The sequence below is a fragment of the Microvirga sp. M2 genome (assembly GCF_047497095.1).
GTDB lineage: Bacteria > Pseudomonadota > Alphaproteobacteria > Rhizobiales > Beijerinckiaceae > Microvirga.
The window spans coordinates 1,597,179-1,620,898 of record NZ_CP134063.1 but is presented as its reverse complement, the minus strand read 5'-3'; the positions used below and the strand labels follow the sequence as shown (position 1 = coordinate 1,620,898).

The window sequence follows — 23,720 nt, the reverse complement described above, 5'->3', positions numbered from 1 at the left end:
GTTCAAACGGACGCGGCAGCCCGCATCGGGATGATATTTTTCGCCAGAGGCTGCGGCTTGTCCAGGAGGGACTGGATTTTTTCCGCGAGATCCGTGGCGCGATAAGGCTTGTAGAGGATGTCGACATCCTCGATCGTCTCGTCGCTGTCGACATATCCGGTCGTCAGGAGAACCTGTATGGCCGGCTTCTCGCTCTTGATGATCCGCGCGAGGTCGATCCCGCTCAGCCCGCCGGGCATGCGCACGTCGGACAGAACCAGTCGCACACGATCGTTCTCCCTCAACAAGGCTGCCGCCTCATCACCCGTCTCGGCCTCGATCACGGTGAAGCCGAGAGAGCGCAAGGTCGTTATCGCGACCTGCCGGACCGCGGGATTATCCTCCACGACGAGAACCGTCTGTCCGGCACCAAAAGGGGCTGCATCGTTCGCCTGCCTGTCGTTCAGACTCACCACCTTTCCATGAGCGCGCGGCAGGAAGATGCGGATCGCGGTGCCCTCGTCGGGTGCGCTGTCGATTTCCACATGCCCATGGGATTGCTGCACGAAGCCGTAGACCATGCTGAGGCCGAGGCCGGTTCCCTTGCCGCTCTCCTTCGTCGTGAAGAACGGCTCGAAGACACGCTGCAGAACCTCCGGAGGCATACCGGTCCCCGTGTCCTGAACCGAGATCACGATGAACTCGCCGGGATGATCGACCTTGCCTTCCTCCAGCACCTGCGTCCCGACGGCAATCGAGAGGTCGCCGCCCTCGGGCATGGCATCGCGTGCATTGACCGCAAGGTTCAGCAGGGCCGCCTCGAGCTGCGCCCTGTCCACCTCGATCGGGTGGATGCCGTCCTCGAGCTGGAGGCTGACATTGATACGCTCCCCCAAGGTGCGGCGCATCAGCTCCAGGAGGCCGGGCATCAGGGCGCCGACATCGATGATCGATACCTGCAGGGGCTGGCGGCGCGAAAAGGCAAGAAGCCGATGCGTGAGATCGGCACAGCGTTGCGCCCCCTCCAGGGCCATCCGCACCCGGGTCTCGGCCTTCGCGTTGCCTTTGATGGATCTCTGCAGCAGGTCGAGGTTGCCGATCACGACGCTCAACATATTGTTGAAGTCGTGGGCAATGCCCCCCGTCAGGCGCCCCACGGCCTCCAGCTTGCTGGCATGAAGCAGATTCTGTTCCATCTGCTTGCGCTCAGTGACGTCGAACCACATGCCGAAAAATTCACGCGGCCGTCCGTCGTCGTCATGCATGAGCATGGTCTGATCGAGGAAGAACCGCTCGCTTCCATCCGCACAGGTCCAGCGATATTCCAAGGTGACCGTGCCTTGAGCGGTCAGTTCCTGAAGCTGGACCAGAACCCGATCCCGGTCATCCGGATGAAGGCGGGATATCCAGAAGTCCGGTTTCTCCAGAAAGTCCTGCGGCGAGAACCCGGTAATGCGCTCAATGCTCTCGTTGGTGAAATGCAGCTGCCGGTGATCTTCCTGAACGGACGCCGTATAGAGGGCGATGGGAAGAGATTCCAGAACGATCGACTGATGCTCCTCGCGACGGCGCAAAGCCTGCTCGGTCATGAGCTTCTCGCTCCGGACGCGCAGGTTCTCCATCAAAAGGCGTCTTTCTTCTTCGCCCTGACGGCGGATTTCTTCCGTCTTCCGATAGAGGTCGACGAAGATATCGACCTTCGATTTCAGGATCAGCGGCTCGATCGGCTTGAACACATAATCGACCGCACCGGCCGAATAGCCGCGGAAGACATGCATGTCGTCCTTGTTGAAAGCCGTGAGGAACAAAATCGGAACCCGTGAGGACCGGGGCCGGTTGCGGATGAGACCGGCAACATCGTAACCGTCGAGCCGCGGCATCTGCACGTCGAGCAGAATCACCGCGAAATCGTGCTTGAGAACCTGCCGAAGAGCAGCCTCACCGCAATCGGCTTTGACGATCTCGATCCCAGGTCCCCGGAGGATCTCCTCGACGGCAACGAGATTCCGGAGGTCGTCGTCGACCACCAGAATCTTCGCCGGCACGGGATGAGACACGGCGTGCCCGGAAACCTGAGGTTTCAGACCAGATTCGGGCACGCCTCGTCCATAACGTTCCATCATGTCATCGGGCCAGTCTCTGCTGCACCATTCGGGTATGTCTTCCCCTCAGGTACATAAGTGCTTCGACTGAGTTGAACGCGCAAGACAGCGAGAAGTTGATCGATGTCCACAGGTTTCGAGACATAGTCGGTCGCACCGGCTTCGAGGCACTTCTCCCTGTCGCCCTTCATGGCCTTTGCCGTGACGGCAATGAGCGGAATGTCGCGGTAGCGCGGCTCCTTTCGGATCTCACGCATCGTTTCATAGCCGTCCATTTCCGGCATCATGATATCGACGAGGGCGAGGTCGACATCCGGAGTTTCCTTCAGTTTTTCGATACCCTCAAGACCGTTCTCGGCAAAGATGACCGTGAGGCCATATTGCTCGAGAGCACTCGTCAACGAGAAGATGTTGCGCATGTCATCGTCGATGATCAGCACCTTCCGCCCTTCGAGGGGCGCCTCACCCTTCGGCTCGACGATGATCTGGCTTTCCTCGGGGATGGCGTTGATGGAGCGATGCAGGAACAGGGCTGTGTCATTGAGAAGCCGTTCCGACGATCCCTCGCCTTTCAGAATCACCGTTGCGGCGATCTGCTCGAGACGACGCTCCTCGGCGCGGTTCAGATCCTGCCCCGTATAGATGACGATCGGAAGGTCCTCGCCCCCCTTCGTCCTTCGGATCCGCTCGATGAGTTCCGCCCCTGGAAGGTCCGGCAGCCCGAGATCCACCACGGCGCAGTCGAACCGGCGCGCCTGGATGGTTTCCAACGCTTCCTCCGCGGTGGCCACAGCCGTGATGTCCACCTCCTCGCCTCTCATCAGTTCGGAGATGCTCATGCGCTGGTTGTCGTCGTCCTCGACGAGGATCAGCTTCTTGACCGGCCTGTCGATGAAGTCCTTCGTGCGGTTGAGAGCCGTCATCAGGGATTCGCGATCCACCGGCTTCTCGAGGAAGCCGAAGGCGCCTGCTTTGAGACCACGCTTCTTCTGATCGTCCACCGATATGACGTGGATCGGCACATGGCGGGTCCGCGGATCATGCTTGAGCAGATCGAGCAACGCCCAGCCATCCATGTCGGGCAGACCGATATCCAAGGTGATCGCATGCGGCTTGTAGCGGTGCGCCAGGGCAAGAGCCGTGGCGCCATCCATGGCGATGAGCCCCTTGAAGCCCTGCTCGCGCGCGAGTTCGAGAAGGACCGAGGCGAACATCGCGTCATCCTCGATGATCAGGACGACCCGATCTCCCGACACGATCGCATGCCTGTCGTCGAGCGATGCCGAGAGCGCCATGGGAGCCGAGGGCTGGCGCAGAATCGCCGATGGAATCTCTTCGCCTGCTCCGGTCGCCGTTCCGCTGCCATTGGTCCGCGCGCCGGGGGCCTGAGCCGGAGCGCTGTGATTGGCGGGGGGCTCGAGCGGGAGGAACAGGGTGAAGGTCGAGCCTTGTCCCGGTGCGCTTGAAACGACGATCTCGCCGCCCAGCAGACGGGCGATCTCTCGGCTGATCGACAGGCCGAGGCCCGTTCCGCCGTATTTGCGGCTCGTCGTGCCATCCGCCTGCTGGAAGGCCTCGAAGATGATGCGCTGCTTGTCCTCGGGAATGCCGATGCCCGTATCCGTTACGGAAACCGAGATCCACTGACTTCCGGCCCGCAGGGGAGATCCTTCGGCCGACCCGACCTTGAGCCTTACCCCGCCCTTTTCGGTGAACTTGAAGGCATTGGACAGGAGGTTGCGCAGAACCTGCTGCAGTCGCTTCGAATCCGTGCGGATCGTGGAAGGAAGGCTCTCATCGATATCGATGTGGAAGTCGAGTTTCCGCTCCTCCGCGATCTGTCGGAATGTGCGGTCCATGTGATTGGCGAGATCCCTGAAGCCGACTTTCGTCACTTCGAGGCTCACGGTCCCGGACTCGATCTTGGAGAGGTCGAGAATGTCATTGATGAGCGAGAGCAGATCCGAGCCAGCCGCGTGGATCGTCTTGGCGAATTCCCTCTGCTTGTCGCTGAGATTGCCTTCCGGATTCTCGGTCAGGAGCTTCGAGAGGATGAGAAGCGAGTTGAGCGGCGTTCTCAGCTCATGGCTCATGTTGGCCAGGAACTGCGACTTGTACCGCGAGGTCAGCGACAGCTGCTCGGCCTTTTCCTCCAAGGCCGTCTTGGCCATGGAAACCTCGCGGTTCTTGTCCTCGACCTCCTGCTTCTGGAGTTCGAGCAGGCGCGCCTTGTCTTCGAGCTCCTCATTGGACTGCTGAAGCGCCTCCTGCTGCTGGCGCAGGAGCTCCTCCGACTGCCGGAGGGTAGCGGCCTGCTGCTCCAGGCGGTCGTTGGTGTTCTTCAGTTCTTCCTGCTGGCTCTGCAGCTCGATGGTCAGAAGCTGCGACTGTTTGAGCAGGCCTTCCGTCCGCATGTTCGCCGCGATGGTGTTGAGCACGATACCGATCGACTCGGTCAGCTGATCGAGGAACGACTGGTGCGTCTCGGAGAAGCGGCTGAACGAGGCCAGCTCGATGACGGCCTTGACCTCCTGCTCGAATAGAACCGGAAGAACGATGATGTTGAGCGGCGGGGCCTCACCGAGCGCCGAGCTGATGGTGATATAGTCGCTCGGGGCATTTCCGATGAGGATGCGCTTCTTCTCGTAAGCCACCTGGCCGACGAGGCCCTCCTTCAGGCGGAAGCGGTTGTTGAGGTGCTTGCGCTGCGTGAAGGCATAGGATGCGACGAGCTCGAGGATCGGCTCGCTGTCGTCGGTGTTGACGGAGTAGAACACGCCGTGCTGCGCATTCACCAGCGGAGCGATCTCCGAGAGGATCATGTTCGACACGGTCGTGAGATCGCGCTCGCCCTGGAGCATGCGGGTGAACTTGGCGAGGTTGGTCTTGAGCCAGTCCTGCTCCGCATTCTTGAGCGTCGTGTCGCGCAGGTTGCGGATCATCTCATTGACGTTGTCCTTGAGAGAGGCGAGCTCGCCGGAAGCCTCCACCGAGATCGACCGGGTCAGATCGCCTTTCGTCACGGCCGTGGCCACGTCCGCGATGGCGCGCACCTGGGTGGTGAGGTTCGCGGCCAGCTGGTTCACGTTGTCGGTCAGATCACGCCAGAGGCCGGCCGCACCCGGCACCCTTGCCTGGCCGCCCAGCTTGCCTTCGACGCCCACCTCGCGGGCCACGTTCGTCACCTGATCGGCGAAGGTCGCCAGCGTGTCGATCATCTCGTTGATCGTATCCGCGAGGGCAGCGATCTCGCCCTTGGCGTCGACCGCGAGCTTGCGCTTGAGATCGCCTTCCGCAACCGCCGTCACGACGCTGGCGATACCGCGCACCTGGCTGGTGAGGTTGTTCGCCATCATGTTCACGTTGTCGGTCAGGTCCTTCCAGGTGCCGCCGACGCCGCGCACCTGCGCCTGGCCGCCGAGCTTGCCCTCGATGCCCACCTCGCGCGCCACGCGCGTCACCTCCGACGCGAAGGAGTTGAGCTGATCGACCATGGTGTTGATGGTCGATTTCAGTTCGAGGATCTCGCCGCGCACATCGACCGTGATCTTCTTGGAGAGGTCCCCGTTCGCGACCGCCGTCGTCACCTCGGCGATGTTACGCACTTGGCCGGTCAGATTGGCCGCCATCATGTTCACGTTGTCGGTCAGGTCCTTCCACACGCCGCCGACGCCGCGCACCTGCGCCTGGCCGCCGAGCTTGCCCTCGGTGCCCACCTCGCGGGCCACGCGGGTGACTTCGCCCGCGAAAGAGTTGAGCTGGTCCACCATGGTGTTGATGGTGTTCTTCAGCTCGAGAATCTCGCCTTCGACGGCGACCGTGATCTTCTTGGAGAGGTCGCCCATGGCGACGGCGGTGGTGACCTCGGCGATGTTGCGCACCTGGCCGGTGAGGTTCGCCGCCATGAGGTTCACGTTGTCGGTCAGGTCCTTCCAGGTGCCGGCCACGCCTTCCACACGGGCCTGCCCGCCGAGCTTGCCTTCCGAGCCCACCTCGCGGGCCACGCGGGTGACTTCGCCCGCGAAGGAGTTGAGCTGGTCCACCATGGTGTTGATGGTGTTCTTCAGCTCCAGGATCTCGCCGCGGACCTCCACGGTGATCTTCTTGGAGAGATCGCCGTTCGCGACCGCCGTCGTGACTTCAGCGATGTTGCGCACCTGGCCGGTCAGGTTCGCGGCCATGAGGTTCACGTTTTCCGTCAGGTCCTTCCAGGTTCCGGCGACGCCGCGCACCTGCGCCTGGCCGCCCAATTTGCCTTCCGAGCCCACCTCGCGCGCCACGCGCGTCACCTCCGACGCGAAGGAGTTGAGCTGATCCACCATCGTGTTGATGGTGTTCTTCAGCTCCAGGATCTCGCCCTTCACCTCCACGGTGATCTTCTTCGAGAGATCGCCGTTCGCGACCGCGGTCGTCACCTCGGCGATGTTACGAACTTGGCCGGTCAGATTGGCCGCCATCATGTTCACATTCTCGGTGAGATCGCGCCAGACGCCGCCGACGCCCTCCACCTGGGCCTGACCGCCGAGCTTGCCCTCGGTGCCCACCTCGCGCGCCACGCGGGTGACCTCCGACGCGAAGGAGTTGAGCTGATCGACCATGGTGTTGATGGTCGATTTCAGGGCCAGAATTTCACCTTTGACGTCGACCGTGATCTTCTTGGAGAGATCGCCTCTCGCGACCGCCGTCGTGACTTCCGCGATGTTGCGCACCTGCCCGGTGAGGTTCGCGGCCATCATGTTCACGTTGTCGGTCAGGTCCTTCCAGACGCCGCCGACGCCGCGCACCTGCGCCTGGCCGCCGAGCTTGCCCTCGGTGCCCACTTCGCGCGCCACGCGGGTGACCTCGCCCGCGAAGGAGTTGAGCTGATCGACCATGGTGTTGATGGTGTTCTTCAGCTCGAGGATCTCGCCCCTCACCTCCACGGTGATCTTCTTGGAGAGGTCGCCCATGGCGACGGCGGTGGTGACCTCGGCGATGTTGCGCACCTGGCCGGTGAGGTTCGCCGCCATGAGGTTCACGTTGTCGGTCAGGTCCTTCCAGGTGCCGGCCACGCCCTTCACCTTGGCCTGCCCGCCGAGCTTGCCCTCCGAGCCCACCTCGCGCGCCACGCGCGTCACCTCGGACGCGAAGCTGCCGAGCTGGCCCACCATCGTGTTGACCACCTTGCCGATCCGCAGGAACTCGCCGCGCAGGGGGCGCCCCTCCGTTTCGAGTTCGATCGTCTGGCTGAGATCGCCCTTGGCCACGGCGCCGATCACACGGGCCACCTCGATGGTGGGCTGCACGATGTCGCCGATCATGGCGTTCACGGAATTGATGCAGTCGCTCCAGCAACCCGTCGCCCCGTCCAGCTGACCACGCTCGCTGATGCGACCTTCCTTGCCGACCACCTTGGCAACGCGGTCGAGCTCCTTGGAAAGCCCCTGATTGAGATCGGCGATATCGTTGAAGGCCTCAGCAATCTCTCCGTCGATTCCGATCAGGTCGGATGGCAGCCGCGCCGAAAAGTCCCCCTTGCGGAAAGCGCGCAGGACTTTGAGCAGCAGCCTGGGATCAAGCTGCGATGTGGCAGATTCAACTTGTGGCATGAAGCCCCCTCGTAACACCGTTCCGGGCAACTGGCCCGGATCCCCTTGCTCGACGGACATACCGACGGGTGTTCTCACCGCTCTGGACGGATGCCGACCATCGATAACGTAGGGACCGGAGAAAAGTTCCGAAAGGGGAAGGACTCTTTTCGGCGCCTTAGGACCCGAATGCTGGTCGCGTTGTCCCTCACCGCAACTTTTAGTTTTCGGCCTGGGCGATTTCGACCTACGGGCGTTTAAGCCCCCTGTCCCAAGGGGGCTCGGATCCGAAGCGCCGTGCGAGAAAGTCCACGAAGGCGCGTACCTTGGCAGGGGGATGACGGTTGGACGGGTAGACGGCGAAAATGCCCGGCAGATCGAGGGGGGGATGGTCGAGGGTCAACGCGATCAGCCGCCCCTCGCGCAGATCATGGCTCGTGATGAAGGTCGGCTGATAGACAAGCCCCTGCCCTGCGACGGCCGCCGCCACCAGGGCATCGCCGTTGTTGATGCGAAGATTTCCTTTGATCGGCACCTTCACCTTGCCGTCGGCCCCGAAGGCCCATCCGTCCGGTCCGACGCCTTGGGAGAGAGTGTAACCCAGGCAATTATGCTGCTGGAGATCCGCGACGGTGCTCGGCGTCCCCCTCTCGGCAAGATAGGCGGGAGATCCGCAAACCACGAGCCGACACGGTGCGATCTTACGGGCGATCATGGTCGAGTCCCGCATCCGCCCGATCCGTATGGCCGCGTCCCACCCCTCCTCGATCAGATCGACGAAGCGGTCGTTCAGGCCGAGATCGACCGCCACCGCGGGATGGAGGCGCGAGAACTCGGCCATGAGGGGGGCGACCTCCCGGACGCCGAAGGACAGGGGAGCATTCACCCTCAACATGCCCCGCACCTCGACGCGCTCGGCCGAGGCGGCGGCATCCGCCTCCTCGACCTCCGCCAGGATGCGCTCAGCGCTTTCGAGATAGCGTCGCCCGGCCTCGGTGAGGGTCAGCCGCCGGGTCGTCCGGTGCAGGAGCTTGACGCCCAGGCGCTCCTCGATGGCACCGACATGCTTCGTCGCCATGGTCTGTGAAATCCCGAGCGAGCGCGCGGCCGCCGAGAGGCTGCCGAGGGCTGCGACCCGCACGAAAATCTGCATCCCGGTAAAGCGGTCGAGCATGGATCTCACTCCAGACAGGTGAGGTTTTATCCGTTCGCCCCGAATTGGCAATGCGAGGAATGAAGTGTCGGCGAGCCGGGCACCGATTGAAAGTGCCCATGGAAGCCTACAAGTTTCCTCCGGTGACTATAGGCAGGAGCGATTTTCACATTTATATAGAAGTGAAAACTTATTATACATAAGGATTATGTTAAATGGCTGCTCGCGGAGCCCTCGACCTGATCGGTCGGACCCCCCTCATGGAGGTGACAAGCCTCGATACGGGTCCCTGCAGTCTGTTCCTGAAGCTCGAGAGCGCCAACCCGAGCGGCTCCATCAAGGACCGTCCCGCCCGCGCCATGATCGAGGCCGCCGAAAGGAACGGCAGCCTGAAGGCGGGCGGCACCATCATCGAGGCGACGGCGGGCAATACCGGCGTCGGCCTCGCCCTGGTCGGGGCCAGCAAGGGCTACCGCACGCTCCTGGTCGTTCCGGACAAGATGTCCCGCGAGAAGGTGCTGCATGCCAAGGCCCTCGGGGCGGAAGTCGTCATCACGCGCTCCGACGTCGGCAAGGGACATCCTGATTATTATCAGGACCTCGCCCTGGAGATCACCGGCAGGACTCCCGGCGCCGTCTATATCAACCAGTTCGAGAACCCGGCCAATCCGGCCGCGCACGAAGCCAGCACCGGGCCTGAGATTCTCGACGGGATGAACGGGGACGTGGACGCGGTCGTGGTCGGGGTCGGCTCGGGCGGCACCCTGACCGGCATCGGGCGCTATCTCAAGAAGGCCTCTCCCAAGACCGCGATGGTTCTGGCCGATCCGGCCGGCTCGATCCTCGCACCGCTCGTCGAGACGGGCGAGATGACGGAGGCGGGATCCTGGGCCGTCGAGGGCATCGGCGAGGACTTCGTGCCGCCGAACTGCGATCTCTCCCTGGTCAGGAAGGCCTATTCCGTCAGCGACAAGGAAAGCTTCTCGGCGGCGCGCGAACTGCTCCGCAAGGAGGGAATCCTCGCCGGCTCATCCTCCGGCACCTTGCTCGCCGCCGCCTTGCGCTATTGCCGCGAGCAGAGCGAGGCCAAGCGCGTCGTGACGCTCGTCTGCGATACGGGCGCCAAGTATCTGTCGAAGGTGTTCAACGACGCCTTCATGGCGCAGGAGGGCTGGCTCGACCGCAAGGCCACCGGAACCGCGCGCGACGTGGTCATCAACCCCTTCGGCGAAGGCGCGACGATCTTCGTCTCCCCTCATGAGACGCTCCGCTCCGCCTTCGCGCGGATGCGGTCCTCCGACATCTCGCAACTGCCCGTGATCGAGGACGGGCGCGTCGTCGGCCTCGTCGACGAAAGCGACATTCTCGATGCTTTGGTGGCGAACGAGAACGATCCGCAAAGGGTCTTCAACAAGCCGGTGCGCGAGATCATGGTCACGCGCCTCCAGACGCTATCCGCCCAAGCGCCCGTGAAAGACCTCCTGCCGCTCTTTGCCGCCGGTCTCGTCCCTGTCATCATGGACGGCGACACCTTCGTCGGCCTCGCCACCCGCATCGACCTCATCAACTTCTTTCGGATTCAAGCCTGATGACCACTCGCAACCAACTCGCTTTTTCCACCCGCTGCATCCATGCGGGCCAGTCGCCCGACCCGACGACGGGCGCGGTGATGATGCCGATCTATGCGACCTCGACCTTTGCGCAGGAAAGCCCCGGCGTTCACAAGGGCTACGAATACGCACGCTCGCAGAACCCCACCCGGATGGCCTTCGAGCGCTGCATCGCGGATCTCGAGGGCGGCGCCGCCGCCTTCGCGTTCTCCTCGGGCCTGGCCGCGAGCGCCACGATCCTCGACATGCTGGAGAACGGCTCGCATATCGTCGCATCGGACGATCTCTACGGCGGCACCCGCCGGCTCTTCGAGAAAGTGCGCAAGCAATCCGCGGGCCTCGACATCACCTATGTCGATCTCGGCGACACGGAAGCCGTGAAAGCGGCCCTGCGCCCCAACACGCGCCTCGTCTGGGTGGAAACACCGACCAATCCGCTCCTGAAGCTCGCGGATCTCGAAGCCATCGCACAGGCGGCGCGCGGACACGGCACGCTCCTGGTCGCCGACAACACCTTCGCCAGCCCCTGGGTGCAGCGCCCGCTGGAATTCGGTTTCGATATCGTGGTCCATTCCACGACCAAGTACCTCAACGGGCATTCCGACATGGTCGGCGGCGTCGTGGTGGTCGGCCAGAACCAGGAAGTTCGCGAGAAGATCGGCTTCCTGCAGAATGCCGTCGGGTCGATCTCGGGCCCGTTCGACAGCTTCCTGGCCCTGCGCGGCCTGAAGACCCTGTCGCTGCGCATGGAAAGGCATTGCACATCGGCCTTGAAGATCGCGGAATTCCTCGAGGCGCATCCCCAGGTGGACGGCGTGATTTACCCGGGCCTCGCTTCCCACCCGCAGCATGAACTGGCCAAACGCCAGATGCGTGGCTTCGGCGGCATCGTCACGGCACGCATCAAGGGCGGCCTCGACGGCGCGACGCGCTTCCTGGAGCGCTGCCAGCTCTTCACGCTGGCCGAGAGCCTCGGCGGAGTCGAGAGCCTGATCGAGCACCCGGCGATCATGACCCACGCATCCGTACCGCCGCAGGTGCGCGCGGAGCTCGGAATCGACGACGGGCTGGTTCGTCTGTCGGTCGGCATCGAAGACGCGGACGACTTGATCCAGGATCTGCGTTCGGCCCTCGCATAAGAAGGGCTCCGCTCCGCATTCCGTCGTCCCGGGCAGTCGAAGACTGAGCCGGGATGACGAAGTTGCGCATCCCCCGTCAGTCAGGGGCCGCGCAGCCGCGCCCGGGATCCACGACCACCGACGAGGCCGAATGAGGCGAGCGGTTGCCGCTGCCCTCTTCCCCCCGCATCGCGTGTCCATGGATCCCCGCCTTCGCGGCGGATGACATGAGAGGGAGCCATCGCGATAGAGAAAACGACACGGGCGAAGGAGTGGACCCGGTTTTTCGCACGTTGCTAATGCAGCTTCGAGGTCATTCGCCTGATGGTCGCATCGAGCAGGGCCATGGCCGCATCCCGGCTTGCGGCTGACAGGGCCGACATTCCGACCTCTCCGCGACCGGCGCTCGCCGTTTCCAGGACCGCGTAATAGGCCAGATCGCGCTTCGGTCCGCTGGCCTCGTCTTTCAGCGCGCTGATCGCCTCGATGATGCCGGCATGCTGCCCCGCATCGACGAGGTCGCGGGCCTTCTTCAGAATACCGAGAACCGTTGTTTGGCTGTCCATGACGTCATGCCCCATGCGCAGCCGGTTATCTCTTTGTATGGCTCGGCCGCTCCCGGAGCATGGGGGAAATAGCTTTGTCCGGCAAGCGGACGGCATGGGGGGCGCGTGCGGCCTCTCACCTCACGTCGGTTCCCTGCGGCCTCGACCCGGACGGGGGCGGCTCATCGCCGAAGACGGAACGACCGCCATAGCTGTGCGATTTTTTCCGCTCTCCCTCCACCAGCGCGTCGAAGCCGGGACCGCCGGCGACGCTCTCGAGGCTGCGGGCCTGATCGTCGAGCCGTTTCAGGGCGAAAAGCTCATCCTGCTGTCCGAGCTTCGCTTTCTGAACGGCGGATTTGAGAACCCGGATGGTTTCGTCGTAGACCCGGACCGGCACCGGGAAAGGATGCCGATCCTTCCCGCCGTGAGCGAAGGAGAACCGGGCCGGATCGGTGAACCGGCATGGCGCTCCGTGAACCACCTCGGCCACCATCGCCAGCGCCTCCACGGTTCGCGGGCCCACGCCGGGGGTCAGGAGAAGGTCGGGAAAATCCTCTGGGCCCCGGTCCGCGGCGGCCGCCAGACTGCCGTGCAGGCGGCGCAGCACCACGTCCTTGGAGCGGACATCGTGATGCTCCGGCATGACGAGATGGGGCAGCAGGGGCTGCGGCGATGGCTCCACCTCCCTCTCGCTCAGAGCCACGAACCGCCGCGCGACGCCGTCGGGCCCGAGCGTGCCCAGGACGTCGATCTGGGCCCGGCGCGAGGCCTCGGCCCGCCGGTCCGTCAGGTTGACGATCCGCCCCTGCCCGACCCCGTCGATTCCCGTGTGCGGCTCGTCGACGAAGCTCTTGAGGTCCTCCGACAGCCAATGATAGCGGCGCGCCTGCCGGCGCGCGTCGTTCATGCCCTGCTGAACGACCGCCCATCGTCCGTCATCGGTGACGATGAAGCCGTGCAGATAGAGATCGAAGCCGTCCTGGATCGCGGCGCTGTCGACCTTGGCGACCAGGCGGCTTGCCTGCGCGAGAGCCGAGCCGTCGAAGCCCACGCGCTCGCCGATGGCGATCAGCTCCTGCGGCGTCTGTCGCGAATGGCGTCCTCGCCCGCCGCAGACATGGATGCCGAGTTCCCGCGACAGGGGAGTCAGGCCCCGCTTCAGGGCGCCGATCACGCTGGTCGTGATGCCGGACGAATGCCAATCCATCCCCATGACGGCTCCGAAGGATTGGAACCAGAAAGGATGCGCCAGGCGGCGCAGCAATTCGTCGCGGCCATAATGATGAACGATGGCCTCGCTCATCACGGCGCCGAGGCGCGTCATGCGGTCCGCAAGCCATCTGGGCACATGCCCGCCGTGCAGCGGCAGGTCCGCACTGCCTGCTTTTCTCGCCATGAGAGGTAAGGCCCTTCGCGGGATCTCGCGATCCGGTGTGACGTACCCGAGCTAGCTAAGCCTAGGCATTCTTCAGATCAAGCGTGCTCTCCCGTCCGAGAGCCTCGAAGTGCTCGGCCAGCCAATGGCGGGCGGACGAACGGCCCAGATTCTTGAGCTTCTTGAAGAAATCCCAGCGCGCATTGAGACGCGATGACGCAGCATAGGCATCGAGCGCGGCGCCCCCATGGATGCGGTGCATCAGAACGCGCTTGTAGTCGTGCGTCGAAAGCTTTCCCTGGTCGATCAGGCGTCCGACGAAGCCGATGGCGCGCAATTCGTAGAGGAGATTCGCGTTGAAGGTGATCTCGGTCAGCCGACCCTGAATTTCCTGCGCCGTGCGCGGTGTCGTGCGGCGCTCGACGGGATTGATCTGAACCAGCACGATGTCGTCGGATGCCGCTTCGTAGAAGATTGGGAAGAGCGCGGGATTTCCCGTATAGCCGCCATCCCAATAGGGCTCTCCGTCGATCTCCACGGCCTTGAAGACCGTCGGCAGGCACGCGGAGGCCAGAACATGATCGACCGTCAGTTCGGGGGCCGAGAAGACCCGGATCTTTCCCGTCCAGACATTCGTCGCCGAGATGAAGAGTTTCGTCTCCGTGCAGCTTCTGACGCGCTCGAAATTGATCAGTTCGCCAAGCGCATCCCGCAGCGGATTGATGTCCAGCGGGTTCAGATCATAGGGGCTCGTGACATTGGCCCACGCGTCCGTCCATAGCGGTGCGGAAGCCCGGGCCCCGCCCCAATAGCTCAGGAAGTGATCGAACAGAGAGCGCTGAACGGGCGAAAGGCCACCGTCGAGGCTGACGCGTTTCCAGAATGTCCGCAACTGCTCCCGCGCGCCGTCGCGACCTCCCTCCAGCCAGCCCTCCACGAGGACGACGGCGTTCATCGCCCCGGCACTTGCGCCCGTGATGGCCTCGATGGCCAGACGGCCGTCCTCCAGGAGGTAATCCAGGACGCCCCAGGTGAACGCCCCATGCGCCCCGCCGCCCTGAAGGGCGAGCGAAACGGTCTTCTCGGCATTGGGCCCGACCAGGCCGAGGAGCTTCGTGGATTGCTTTGCCGCACGCCCCGTCATCCCGGCCTCCCGCAAGCCTGCCTGAGAAGGCTTTTAGCACAAGTCAGGCAGCCGGGATGCAGAATGTCATCTCACGCGGCGCATGTCGGCCATCATCGCCCGGGCGGCATTGTGGCCCGGGGCCCCCGTGACGCCGCCGCCCGGATGGGTGCCGGCGCCGCACATGTACAGCCCCGTTATGGGCGCGCGGTAATCCGCATGCCCCAGCATCGGGCGGGCGCTGAAGATCTGATCGAGGGTCAGCGCGCCATGGAAGATGTCGCCCCCGATGAGCCCGAAGGTGCGCTCGAGATCGAGCGGGCTCATGATCTGCCGGCCGATGACGCTCTCCTTGAATCCGGGAGCGTGGCGGTCGACGGTGGCGATCATCAGATCGGCCACGTCCTCGCGGTGATCGTCCCAGGAGCGCCCGTCCGAGAAACGCGGCTGGACATGCTGGCAGAACAGGCTCGCCACGTGCATGCCCTCTGGCGCGAGAGTGTCGTCCAGGGTCGAGGGAATCAGCATCTCGACGACCGGCTCGCGGCTCCATCCGAACTGCTTCGCATCGTCATAGGCGCGGTCCATGTAGGACAGCGACGGGGCGATGATGATGCCGGCGGTGTGATGATCCGCGACCTCCCGCCCCGGCAGAGCCGTAAAGCTCGGCAGCGAGGACAGGGCCACGTTCATCCGGAACGTGCCGGAGCCCGATTTCCAGCGGCGCATGCGGTTCAGGAAATCGGCCGGCAGGGCGCCTTCGGGCACCAGCCGGTCGAACAGCAGCCGGGGATGGACATTGCCCGCCACGGCGCGGGCCCGGATGGTGCGCCCGTCCTTCAGGACGACACCGGCGGCCCTGCCCTTCTCGACGATGACCTCACGCACCGGCGCATCGGTTTCGATCTCGACGCCGCGCTCGCGCGCGGCTTTCGCCATGGCCTGGGTGATCGCTCCCATGCCGCCGATGGCATGGCCCCACGCCCCCTTCTTCCCGTTCACCTCGCCGAAGACGTGGTGGAGCAGCACATAGGCGGTATTCGGCGTGTAGGGGCTCGCGAAGTTGCCCACGATGGCGTCGAAGCCGAACGCCGCCTTCACGCAATCGGTGTCGAACCAGCCGTCGAGATAGTCGCCGGCCGATTTGGCGAAGAGATCGAGCAGGGCCCGCCGGTTCGCCATGGAAAGGCCGCGCAGGCGGTTCCCCGTCATCAGGGCCCGCCAGCTCTCCGTCAGCGTCGCGCGCAGGCCGCCGGCGACGAGGTTCGGAGGCTGCTGGAGAACGAGATCGCGCAGCACGTCCGCGATGGCGTCGATTTCGTCGGAATAGGCGTCATAGCGCTCCGCATCCTTGGGGCTGAAGCGAGCGATCTCGGAGCGCGTCACCCCCTCCCCGATCTTCAGGTACTGATCGTTCGGCAGCGGCAGGAAATTCGACAGCCGACGCTCGACGACCTTGAGCCCGTGGCGGGGCAGATCGAGATCGCGGATGATCTTGGGGTTGAGCAGACTGACGGTGTAGGAGGCGACCGAATTGCGAAAGCCCGGATGAAACTCCTCGGTCACGGCCGCGCCGCCCACGACGGGGCGCTGCTCGAACATCCTCACCTTGTATCCGGCCGCAGCCAGATAGAAGGCGCAGACGAGGCCGTTATGCCCCGCTCCGATGACGACGACATCACAATCATTGGCCACGCACGCACTCCACTCGTCGTTGTTGTCCGCTTCCCGAGCCGCGATCAGTGAAGGATCTGGCTCAGGAACATTTGAGCCCGCGGCTCCTTGGGGTTGGAGAAGAACTCGGACGGGGTGCCCTGCTCCACGATCTCCCCCCGATCCATGAACACGACCCGGTCCGCGACCTGACGGGCGAAGCCCATCTCATGGGTGACGACCGCCATGGTCATGCCTTCTCCCGCCAGCTGCGTCATGGTGTCGAGCACCTCCTTGACCATCTCGGGGTCGAGAGCCGAGGTCGGCTCGTCGAACAGCATGATATCGGGCTGCATCGACAGAGCCCGCGCGATCGCCACGCGCTGCTGCTGGCCGCCGGAGAGCTGCGAGGCGTATTTCTGGGCCTGATCCGGAATCCGGACCTTGCCGAGATAATACAGCGCCCGCTCCTCGGCCTCCTTGTGCGACGCGCCGCGCACGAGCCGCAGAGCCAGGGTGCAGTTCTCCAGCACCGTGAGGTGCGGAAAGAGGTTGAACTGCTGGAACACCATGCCGACCCGTTTCCGCACGGCCTCGACCGCCTCGGGCTTGCGGGTGAGTTCGACGCCGTCGACGACGATCTGCCCTTCCTGGAAGCTCTCGAGCGCATTCACGGTCCGGATGAGCGTCGACTTTCCGGAGCCCGAGGGGCCGCAGATCACGAGCTTCTCGCCGCGGGCAATGGTGAGATCGACATTCCTCAAGGCCTGAAAGCTGCCATACCATTTCGACAGATTTCGGATCCGAACGGCAGGAACGGCTCCGGCCGCTTCGGGGGGCGTTTCGACGAGAGTGAGCTTCCTGTTCTGGATCACGGGTGGATCTCCTCTCGTAAGTGACCGGTCTCGATCGCGCCCCTCGTCATCGGACATGGGCCTTGTTGAAGCGGCGCTCGATGCGCGCCTGGATCAGCTCCAGAACGATCGACAGGATCCAGTAGATCAGCGAGGCCGTGATCATCATCTCCACGTGACGGAACTCGGTCTGCCCCTGCGTGCGGGCGAGATACATCAGTTCCCAGACGCCGACCACCGAGACCAGCGAGCTGTCCTTGAGCATGGCGATGAACTGATTGCCGGTCGGCGGAATGATGATGCGCATGGCCTGGGGCAGGATGATGCGCGTCAGGGTATCCCGGGGCTTCAGCCCGAGAGCCCGCGAGGCCTCCCACTGGCCCTTGGGAATGCTCTCGATTCCGGCGCGGAAGATCTCGGTCATGTAGGCGCCGTAGCAGAGCGACAGCGCCAGGATGCCGGCGGGCACCGCATTGATGACGTATCCGAGCTGCGGCAGGCCGAGATAGATCATGTAGATCTGCATCAGCAAAGGCAGGCCGCGGAAGAGCGAGGTATAGAAATTCGCGATGCCCAGCGCGATGCCGTTGGACGACAGTTTGGCGACGGCGCCGATCATCGCCAGAACGGACGCGATGACGATCGATATCGCCGAGACATACAGGGTCGTCACCAGACCCTGCGTCAGGAGAAATCCGATCTTGCGGCGGATGAACTCGAAGCTGAGATCGAAGGAATAGAAGAACAGCAGGACGAGAAGCGCGAGCTCGACCCAGACGACATAGACCTGATGCTTGAGGCTCAACCGCATCACCACGGCGACATTGATCGCAACGACGGCGGTCACGATGAGGGCGACGATCAGGTTCGCCGCCAGGGGCGAGCCTTCCGCAAGGCCGAACAGGCCCGCGAGCGCCTGGCCCAGCGAGGTCGCCCCCGCCTGCGCGTAGAGAAGAACGCCGAACAGGAGGCCGAGGCCCGGAACATAGACGGACGGCCGCGACAGCAGCCTGGGGTAATCAACGTTGTCGGCGTAATGCATCGGCCCCTTCTCTCCCCAACCTCACAATGCTCGCTGCATCGGCTCTCAAGCTCCGACGAACCATGCCCTGCAGCATCGGGTGCGACATCGAATCCACATCCGATGCTGCAAGTTTATGGTCTCGAGCATCTTTTCACGCAAAACCGGTTCCCACTTCCCGCGTTCGATGCTCTCCTGGCTTGAGCATCTTTCCACGCAAAAACGGTGCCCACTTTTCACGTTCGATGCTCTCCTGGCTTGAGCATCTTTCCACGCAAAACCGGTGCCCACTTTTCACGTTCGATGCTCTAGGCCGACTTCCGCTCGCGCAGGAAGTCCGACGCCTGATAGGCCCAGTAGGTCAGCTGAACCGCCGCGCGCCCGGCGATCCAGCCGTTCCAGGCAAGACCGAAAGGAGAAAACAGCTTGTAGCGGTCGCTCTCGCCCGCGATCGCTTCCGCGATCACGCGCCCGCCGATGGACGTCGTGTTGAGGCCGTGGCCGCCGAAAGCCGTGCAATACCAGACCCCCGGCTGCAGGCGGCCGATCTGAGGCATCATGTGCCGGGCATAGGACATGAGGCCCGACCAGACGATCTCGACCTCCAGATCCTTCAATTGCGGATAGGTGGAGACCATCGTCTCGTGAAGCAGGCGGCCGAGAAGGCGCGGCTCCGTCGTGCGCGTCGTGATCTTGCCGCCCCAGAGAATGCGCTCGCCTCCGTCGACCACACGGTAATAGTCGCCGGCGCGGCGGTCGTCGCCGATGGCCGCATCGGTGCGGATGGCGCTCGCGATCAGCTCGCGAGCGGGCTTCGTCAGCATCACATAGGTCGCAATCGGCAGATAGCTGCGCTGGAGCTGCGGCACGAGGCTGCCCGTATAGCCGCCCGACGCGATCACCAGATGATCGGCCTCGACGGATCCGTGCGCCGTCTTGGCCACCTTGGTCGCGCCGCTCAACGCGGTCGCGACGACGGCGGATCCCTCGTACACGGCTCCCCCGAGCCGCTCGATTTCCGCAGCGAGCGCCCGCGCATAGTTCAGGGGATGGAAATGGAAGGCATTGGGATCGAAAAGGGCCTGGTAGTAGCGCGGAGAGACGAGCATCTGCCGCACCTCGTCCCGGCTCTTGAACTCGACCTTGTAGCCGAACTCCTTTTCAAGCCAGTCCCGATGCGCCTTGAGGTCGTCCGTCGCCTCGTAACGGATCGCTCCCATGATGCCGTGGGTCGGCTCCGCGCCCTCGATGGCGAGGCTGCGAACGTTCGCGAGAACCGCTTCCATGCCCTCGATCGAGAGGCGATGCAGCTCCTTCGCATGGTCTTCGCCGACCATGCGCCGGATGTTCTTGTAACGGGCGGCCCAGCCAGGGCTGACGAATCCGCCGTTGCGGCCCGAGGCTCCCCAGGCGATGCGGTTCGCCTCCAGAACGCAGACCTTGCGGCCCGTCCGGGCCAGTTCGAGTGCCGCCGTCAGGCCGGCGAGCCCCCCACCCACGACACAGGCATCGACCTTGATGCCTCCTTCGAGCAACGGTCTCTGGACGGCGTTCGGACCGAGCGCTCGACGATAGTAGGTTTCGATGTAGGACATAATGGGTCGTGTCGTGTTGCGGATGGGGTTCAATCGGAAAGCGGTGCGTCTACTTGCTGTAGTCGTTACCGTACCACTTCGTGGTCAGTTTGCTCAGGGTGCCGTCGTCCTTCATGCTCTGTATGATGCTGCCGAGCTTGGCGGTCCATTCCGGATCGCCCTTGTCCGTCACCACCACGAGCGGCTCCTTGAAGGCGGAGTCACCGGGCAGGATCTTGACCGGATACTTGTTCTTGATCGCGTTCTGGGCGGTCTGCTCGGGCGCGATCACCGCATGAATGCGCACGCCGTCGCCAAGCCGCAGATCGTCGAACGGCAGCATCGAATCGGCGTAGGTCTTCACCTCGCCCGGGGTCAGCGTGTACTGGATCGGCGCCACGCCGGGAGCGTCGATCTCGAGACGGCGATTGATGTAATCCTCGGAGGTCGTCCCGGTCTCCACGCCGATCTTCTTGCCGTTGAGGTCGTCGCGCGAGGTCGCCTTGCTGTCCTTGTGCACCACGAAGACGTAAGGGCTGAAATAGTAGATGCCGGCGAAATCGATGACCTGGGACCGCGCCTTGGTCGGGGTGATGGATCCGACGGCCACATCGAAGCGCCCGTGCCAGCGGCCGCCCGTCATCACGTTCCATTCGGGCGTCTCGAAGCTCGCCTTCACGCCCAGGCGCTTGGCGATCTCGTTCGCCACGTCCACGTCGAAGCCGACGAGCTTGTTGTTGTCGTCGAGATAGCTCTGCGGAGGCCAGCCGCTATTGGTCGCGACCTTCATCTCTCCGGCTTTGGTGACGCGATCCATGGTCGGACCGGCCTGAGCCGCGCCTGCCGCCGAGACAAGTCCCAGCGCCAACATTGTACCGAGAAAGCGCTTACGCATTCTTCATCTTCCCTCTTCTGGTGATTGGAGTGAAAAGCGATAGGTTTTCCTATTTCTTGGAGCCGAAGCTCACGCCCGATCGGCCGGGCGTCAAAAGAATCCGCGCCGCATCGGGCGTGGACAATCATGAAAATCGGTTCATTCGAGATTCTGGAGAAGTCCCGAAACGCAGCGCGCGGCTCGAATGACCGCGAATGATGGCTCTTGCCGCCTTCCGCCCGGGAGGCGAATTCGCTGGCCGGCCGGGACGGCCGGCATCGTGGCCAGCCAGCACGTCGTCCAACGATCCGCGCACGCTCCTCAAGACGCCGCTCAGCAAGACGCGGCTCAACACTCGGCGCGCGAAGAATTCTTCAGAAGAATGAGAAACTTAGCCATAAGGCCTCCCTTCGGGCACTTCCACCCTTATTGTTGTCTGGCAGCAGACGATTAATCCTTTTTGCTGTCAAGTCTACGGACGTAGAGGAAGGCGAACTATCAACCGGCGGGGCGCGAAGGCCAGGGCTGCGCGCCCCGCTTGCGGACAAGCCGCCGCATCCGATGCGCGATCGTGAACGGAACGAGGCGGAAGCTGCCAGGTTGGCGGACAGGACCTGCAACAAATCAGACCATGTCGCGTTTGACCTTCGTTTGCGGGACCGCCGCTTCGGCTTTCCGGCGTTCTACGGGGAGAACATTTTTTCCTCACGAGAGGGCGACACTCCACGTAACCGCCACCTGCATCAGGGGAACACAGCAATGTCAGAGGATGGAAAGGTCGTCCGCCTTCAGGTCGCGAATGCGAGGCCGGGCGATGCGGGCCGCGGCATCGCCCGCATGAGCCGGCAGGTCCTGTCGAGCCTGGGCCTGCAGGAGGGCCAGGCTATCGAGATCATCGGCAAGAGACATACGGCCGCCCTCGCCGTCGCGCCCTATGCGGAGGACGAAGGCCTGAACATCGTTCGCATGGACGGGCTTCAGCGTGTCAATGCCGGCGTCAGCGGCGGCGACTTCGTGGAGATCAAACCTGCCGAGACCCGCCCGGCCACCCGGATCGTGCTCGCCCCCGCGCAAAAGGGGCTGCGCCTCCAGGGCTCGGGCGATGCCTTGAAGCGCACCTTTCATCACCGTCCCCTCGCGGCGGGGGACGTGATCTCGACATCGGTGTATTCGCCGCGGGCGGCCGATCCGCGATTTCCGGAGGAGCTGCGCGGCCTGTTGAACGTCCCCGCCTACGGGCTTCAGGAGATCCGCCTCGTCGTCGTCTCGACCCAGCCGCGAGGCATCGTTCAGGTCAATGCGGAAACGGAGTTCGAGCTGCGCCCGCAATTCGAGGAACCGAAAGAGGCGCGCCGCGCGGACGTCACCTATGACGATATCGGCGGTCTCGGGAACACGGTCGATCAGGTCCGCGAAATGGTCGAACTCCCGCTTCGCCATCCCGAACTCTTCCAGCGCCTCGGCATCGATCCGCCGAAGGGCGTCCTGCTCTACGGCCCTCCCGGCACCGGCAAGACGCTGCTCGCACGCGCCGTCGCGAACGAGACCGAAGCCCAGTTCTTCCACATCGCCGGGCCGGAAATCATGGGCAGCCACTACGGCGAGTCCGAGCAGCGGCTGCGGCAGGTTTTCCAGGAAGCCCAGCAGAACTCACCCGCGATCATCTTCATCGACGAGATCGACAGCATCGCGCCCAAGCGCGAGGAGGTGACCGGAGAGGTCGAAAGACGCATCGTGGCGCAACTGCTCACGCTCATGGACGGTCTCGAGCCGCGCCAGAACATCGTCGTGATCGGCGCGACCAACCGGCGCGAGGCGATCGACGAGGCGCTCCGCCGGCCCGGCCGCTTCGACCGGGAGATCGTGATCGGGGTTCCGGACGAGGCCGGACGCCGCGAGGTCCTCACGATCCACACCCGCGGCATGCCGCTCGCCGAGGATGTGAGCCTGGATGAGCTTGCCCGGACCACCTATGGGTTCGTCGGCGCGGATCTCTCCGCGCTCGCCCGGGAGGCCGCGATGGATTCGTTGCGCCGCATTCTGCCGGATGTGAATCTGAAGGAAGGCATTCCTTCGGAGGTGCTGGAGAATCTGAGCGTCACCCGGCAGGATTTCCAGAATGCCCTGAAGCGGATCCAACCCTCCGCCCTGCGCGAGATCATGATCCAGGTGCCCAACGTCACCTGGGACGATATCGGCGGCGTCGAGGAAGCGCGAACCCGCCTGCGCGAAGGTGTCGAGCTTCCGCTCAAGAGCCCTGAATCGTTCCGCCGCCTCGGGATCAGGCCCGCCAAAGGCTTCCTGCTCTTCGGCCCGCCCGGCACCGGCAAGACCCTGCTGGCGAAGGCGGTGGCGCGTGAAGCCCAGGCGAATTTCGTAGCGACGAAATCCTCGGATCTTCTCTCGAAATGGTATGGCGAGTCGGAGCAGCAGGTCTCCCGCCTGTTCGCCCGTGCCCGTCAGGTCGCGCCGACCGTCATTTTCATCGACGAAATCGATTCGCTCGCGCCGGTGCGCGGCGGCGGCCTCGGAGAGCCTGCCGTCACCGAGCGCGTGGTCAACACGATCCTGGCCGAGATGGACGGGCTCGAGGAGCTGCAGGGCGTCGTCGTGATGGCGGCGACCAACAGGCCCAACCTCATCGACCCCGCCCTTCTCCGACCGGGACGCTTCGACGAGCTGATCTACGTGCCCGTGCCCGACGCGCCGGGCCGCCGCCACATCCTGGGCATTCACACCAAGGCCATGCCGCTCGCCCCGGACGTGGATCTGGATTCGGTGGCGGAACGAACAAGCCGCTTCACCGGGGCCGATCTCGAAGACCTCACCCGGAGAGCCGGCCTGCTCGCGCTGCGGGAATCCCTGGAAGCCCAGACGGTCACCATGGCTCATTTCGAGCAGGCCTTGCGGGAAACACGCCCGTCGGTCACGCCCGAGATGGAGCGGGAATACGAGGATCTGCTGCGCACCCTGAAGCAGGAGGGCCCGCAGCGCCAGTCCATCGGGTTCCTTCCGCTGGCGCGGGCGGCCGAATGACGGCAGGCCTGCCTCCGGCCCGGACGTCCCGGTTTCATCGGCTCGCGACGAGGGATCGTCCGCGGGAGGAAAGCCTGACCCGATGACCCTGTAGGACCCGCCGAAGCGGGCCCCATTTACGACGGAGCATCGG

General features: G+C 64.0%; 14 protein-coding genes. 3 read left to right on the top strand and 11 right to left on the bottom strand.

Annotated features, from left to right (window positions below; translation table 11 throughout):
* Nucleotides 1-2 precede the first annotated feature (2 nt).
* From RE429_RS07645 to RE429_RS07635, 3 genes are all read right to left on the bottom strand, one after another.
* Nucleotides 3-2,078 carry a response regulator gene (locus tag RE429_RS07645; protein WP_414473718.1) on the bottom strand — a complete coding sequence of 692 codons (2,076 nt, stop codon included), beginning with the start codon at nucleotides 2,076-2,078 and terminating at the stop codon, nucleotides 3-5.
* A 20-nt stretch (nucleotides 2,079-2,098) separates the two neighbouring features.
* Nucleotides 2,099-7,669 (bottom strand): HAMP domain-containing protein, encoded by a 5,571-nt coding sequence (locus RE429_RS07640; protein ID WP_414473717.1) that lies wholly within the window; start codon nucleotides 7,667-7,669, stop codon nucleotides 2,099-2,101.
* 226 nt (nucleotides 7,670-7,895) lie between these two features.
* Complete coding sequence (locus RE429_RS07635) at nucleotides 7,896-8,822, bottom strand: LysR family transcriptional regulator (protein WP_414473716.1); 927 nt, start codon at nucleotides 8,820-8,822, stop codon at nucleotides 7,896-7,898.
* A gap of 194 nt (nucleotides 8,823-9,016) precedes the next feature.
* On the opposite strand from RE429_RS07635, the gene RE429_RS07630 reads away from it, so the two are divergent.
* Together RE429_RS07630 and RE429_RS07625 are read left to right on the top strand one after the other, a co-directional pair.
* Nucleotides 9,017-10,390, top strand: a complete 1,374-nt coding sequence (locus tag RE429_RS07630) for a pyridoxal-phosphate dependent enzyme (protein WP_414473715.1) — start codon at nucleotides 9,017-9,019, stop codon at nucleotides 10,388-10,390.
* Nucleotides 10,390-11,550 (top strand): cystathionine gamma-synthase, encoded by a 1,161-nt coding sequence (locus tag RE429_RS07625; protein ID WP_414473714.1) that lies wholly within the window; start codon nucleotides 10,390-10,392, stop codon nucleotides 11,548-11,550. The genes RE429_RS07630 and RE429_RS07625 overlap by 1 nt, the downstream gene beginning before the upstream one ends.
* A gap of 275 nt (nucleotides 11,551-11,825) precedes the next feature.
* Here RE429_RS07625 and RE429_RS07620 read toward each other — a convergent pair whose 3' ends face one another.
* From RE429_RS07620 to RE429_RS07585, 8 genes are all read right to left on the bottom strand, one after another.
* Complete coding sequence (locus RE429_RS07620) at nucleotides 11,826-12,095, bottom strand: hypothetical protein (protein ID WP_414473713.1); 270 nt, start codon at nucleotides 12,093-12,095, stop codon at nucleotides 11,826-11,828.
* Nucleotides 12,096-12,210: 115 nt separating this feature from the next.
* Nucleotides 12,211-13,473: a DUF763 domain-containing protein gene (locus tag RE429_RS07615; RefSeq protein WP_414473712.1), complete on the bottom strand. Its 1,263-nt coding sequence runs from the start codon at nucleotides 13,471-13,473 to the stop codon at nucleotides 12,211-12,213.
* 61 nt (nucleotides 13,474-13,534) lie between these two features.
* Nucleotides 13,535-14,596: a patatin-like phospholipase family protein gene (locus RE429_RS07610; RefSeq protein ID WP_414473711.1), complete on the bottom strand. Its 1,062-nt coding sequence runs from the start codon at nucleotides 14,594-14,596 to the stop codon at nucleotides 13,535-13,537.
* Nucleotides 14,597-14,662: 66 nt separating this feature from the next.
* A complete protein-coding gene (locus RE429_RS07605; RefSeq protein WP_414473710.1) occupies nucleotides 14,663-16,270 on the bottom strand; it encodes a phytoene desaturase family protein in 1,608 nt (535 codons plus the stop codon).
* Nucleotides 16,271-16,314: 44 nt separating this feature from the next.
* A complete protein-coding gene (locus RE429_RS07600) occupies nucleotides 16,315-17,103 on the bottom strand; it encodes an amino acid ABC transporter ATP-binding protein (protein WP_414473709.1) in 789 nt (262 codons plus the stop codon).
* Nucleotides 17,104-17,149: 46 nt separating this feature from the next.
* Nucleotides 17,150-18,124, bottom strand: coding sequence for an amino acid ABC transporter permease (locus tag RE429_RS07595; RefSeq protein ID WP_414473708.1), 975 nt, complete (start codon nucleotides 18,122-18,124; stop codon nucleotides 17,150-17,152).
* A 287-nt stretch (nucleotides 18,125-18,411) separates the two neighbouring features.
* Nucleotides 18,412-19,698: an NAD(P)/FAD-dependent oxidoreductase gene (locus RE429_RS07590; RefSeq protein WP_414473707.1), complete on the bottom strand. Its 1,287-nt coding sequence runs from the start codon at nucleotides 19,696-19,698 to the stop codon at nucleotides 18,412-18,414.
* A gap of 49 nt (nucleotides 19,699-19,747) precedes the next feature.
* Nucleotides 19,748-20,572, bottom strand: coding sequence for a transporter substrate-binding domain-containing protein (locus RE429_RS07585; protein WP_414473706.1), 825 nt, complete (start codon nucleotides 20,570-20,572; stop codon nucleotides 19,748-19,750).
* Nucleotides 20,573-21,310: 738 nt separating this feature from the next.
* Here RE429_RS07585 and RE429_RS07580 point away from each other — a divergent pair.
* Nucleotides 21,311-23,587 (top strand): CDC48 family AAA ATPase, encoded by a 2,277-nt coding sequence (locus RE429_RS07580; RefSeq protein WP_414473705.1) that lies wholly within the window; start codon nucleotides 21,311-21,313, stop codon nucleotides 23,585-23,587.
* The last annotated feature ends 133 nt before the right edge of the window (nucleotides 23,588-23,720 follow it).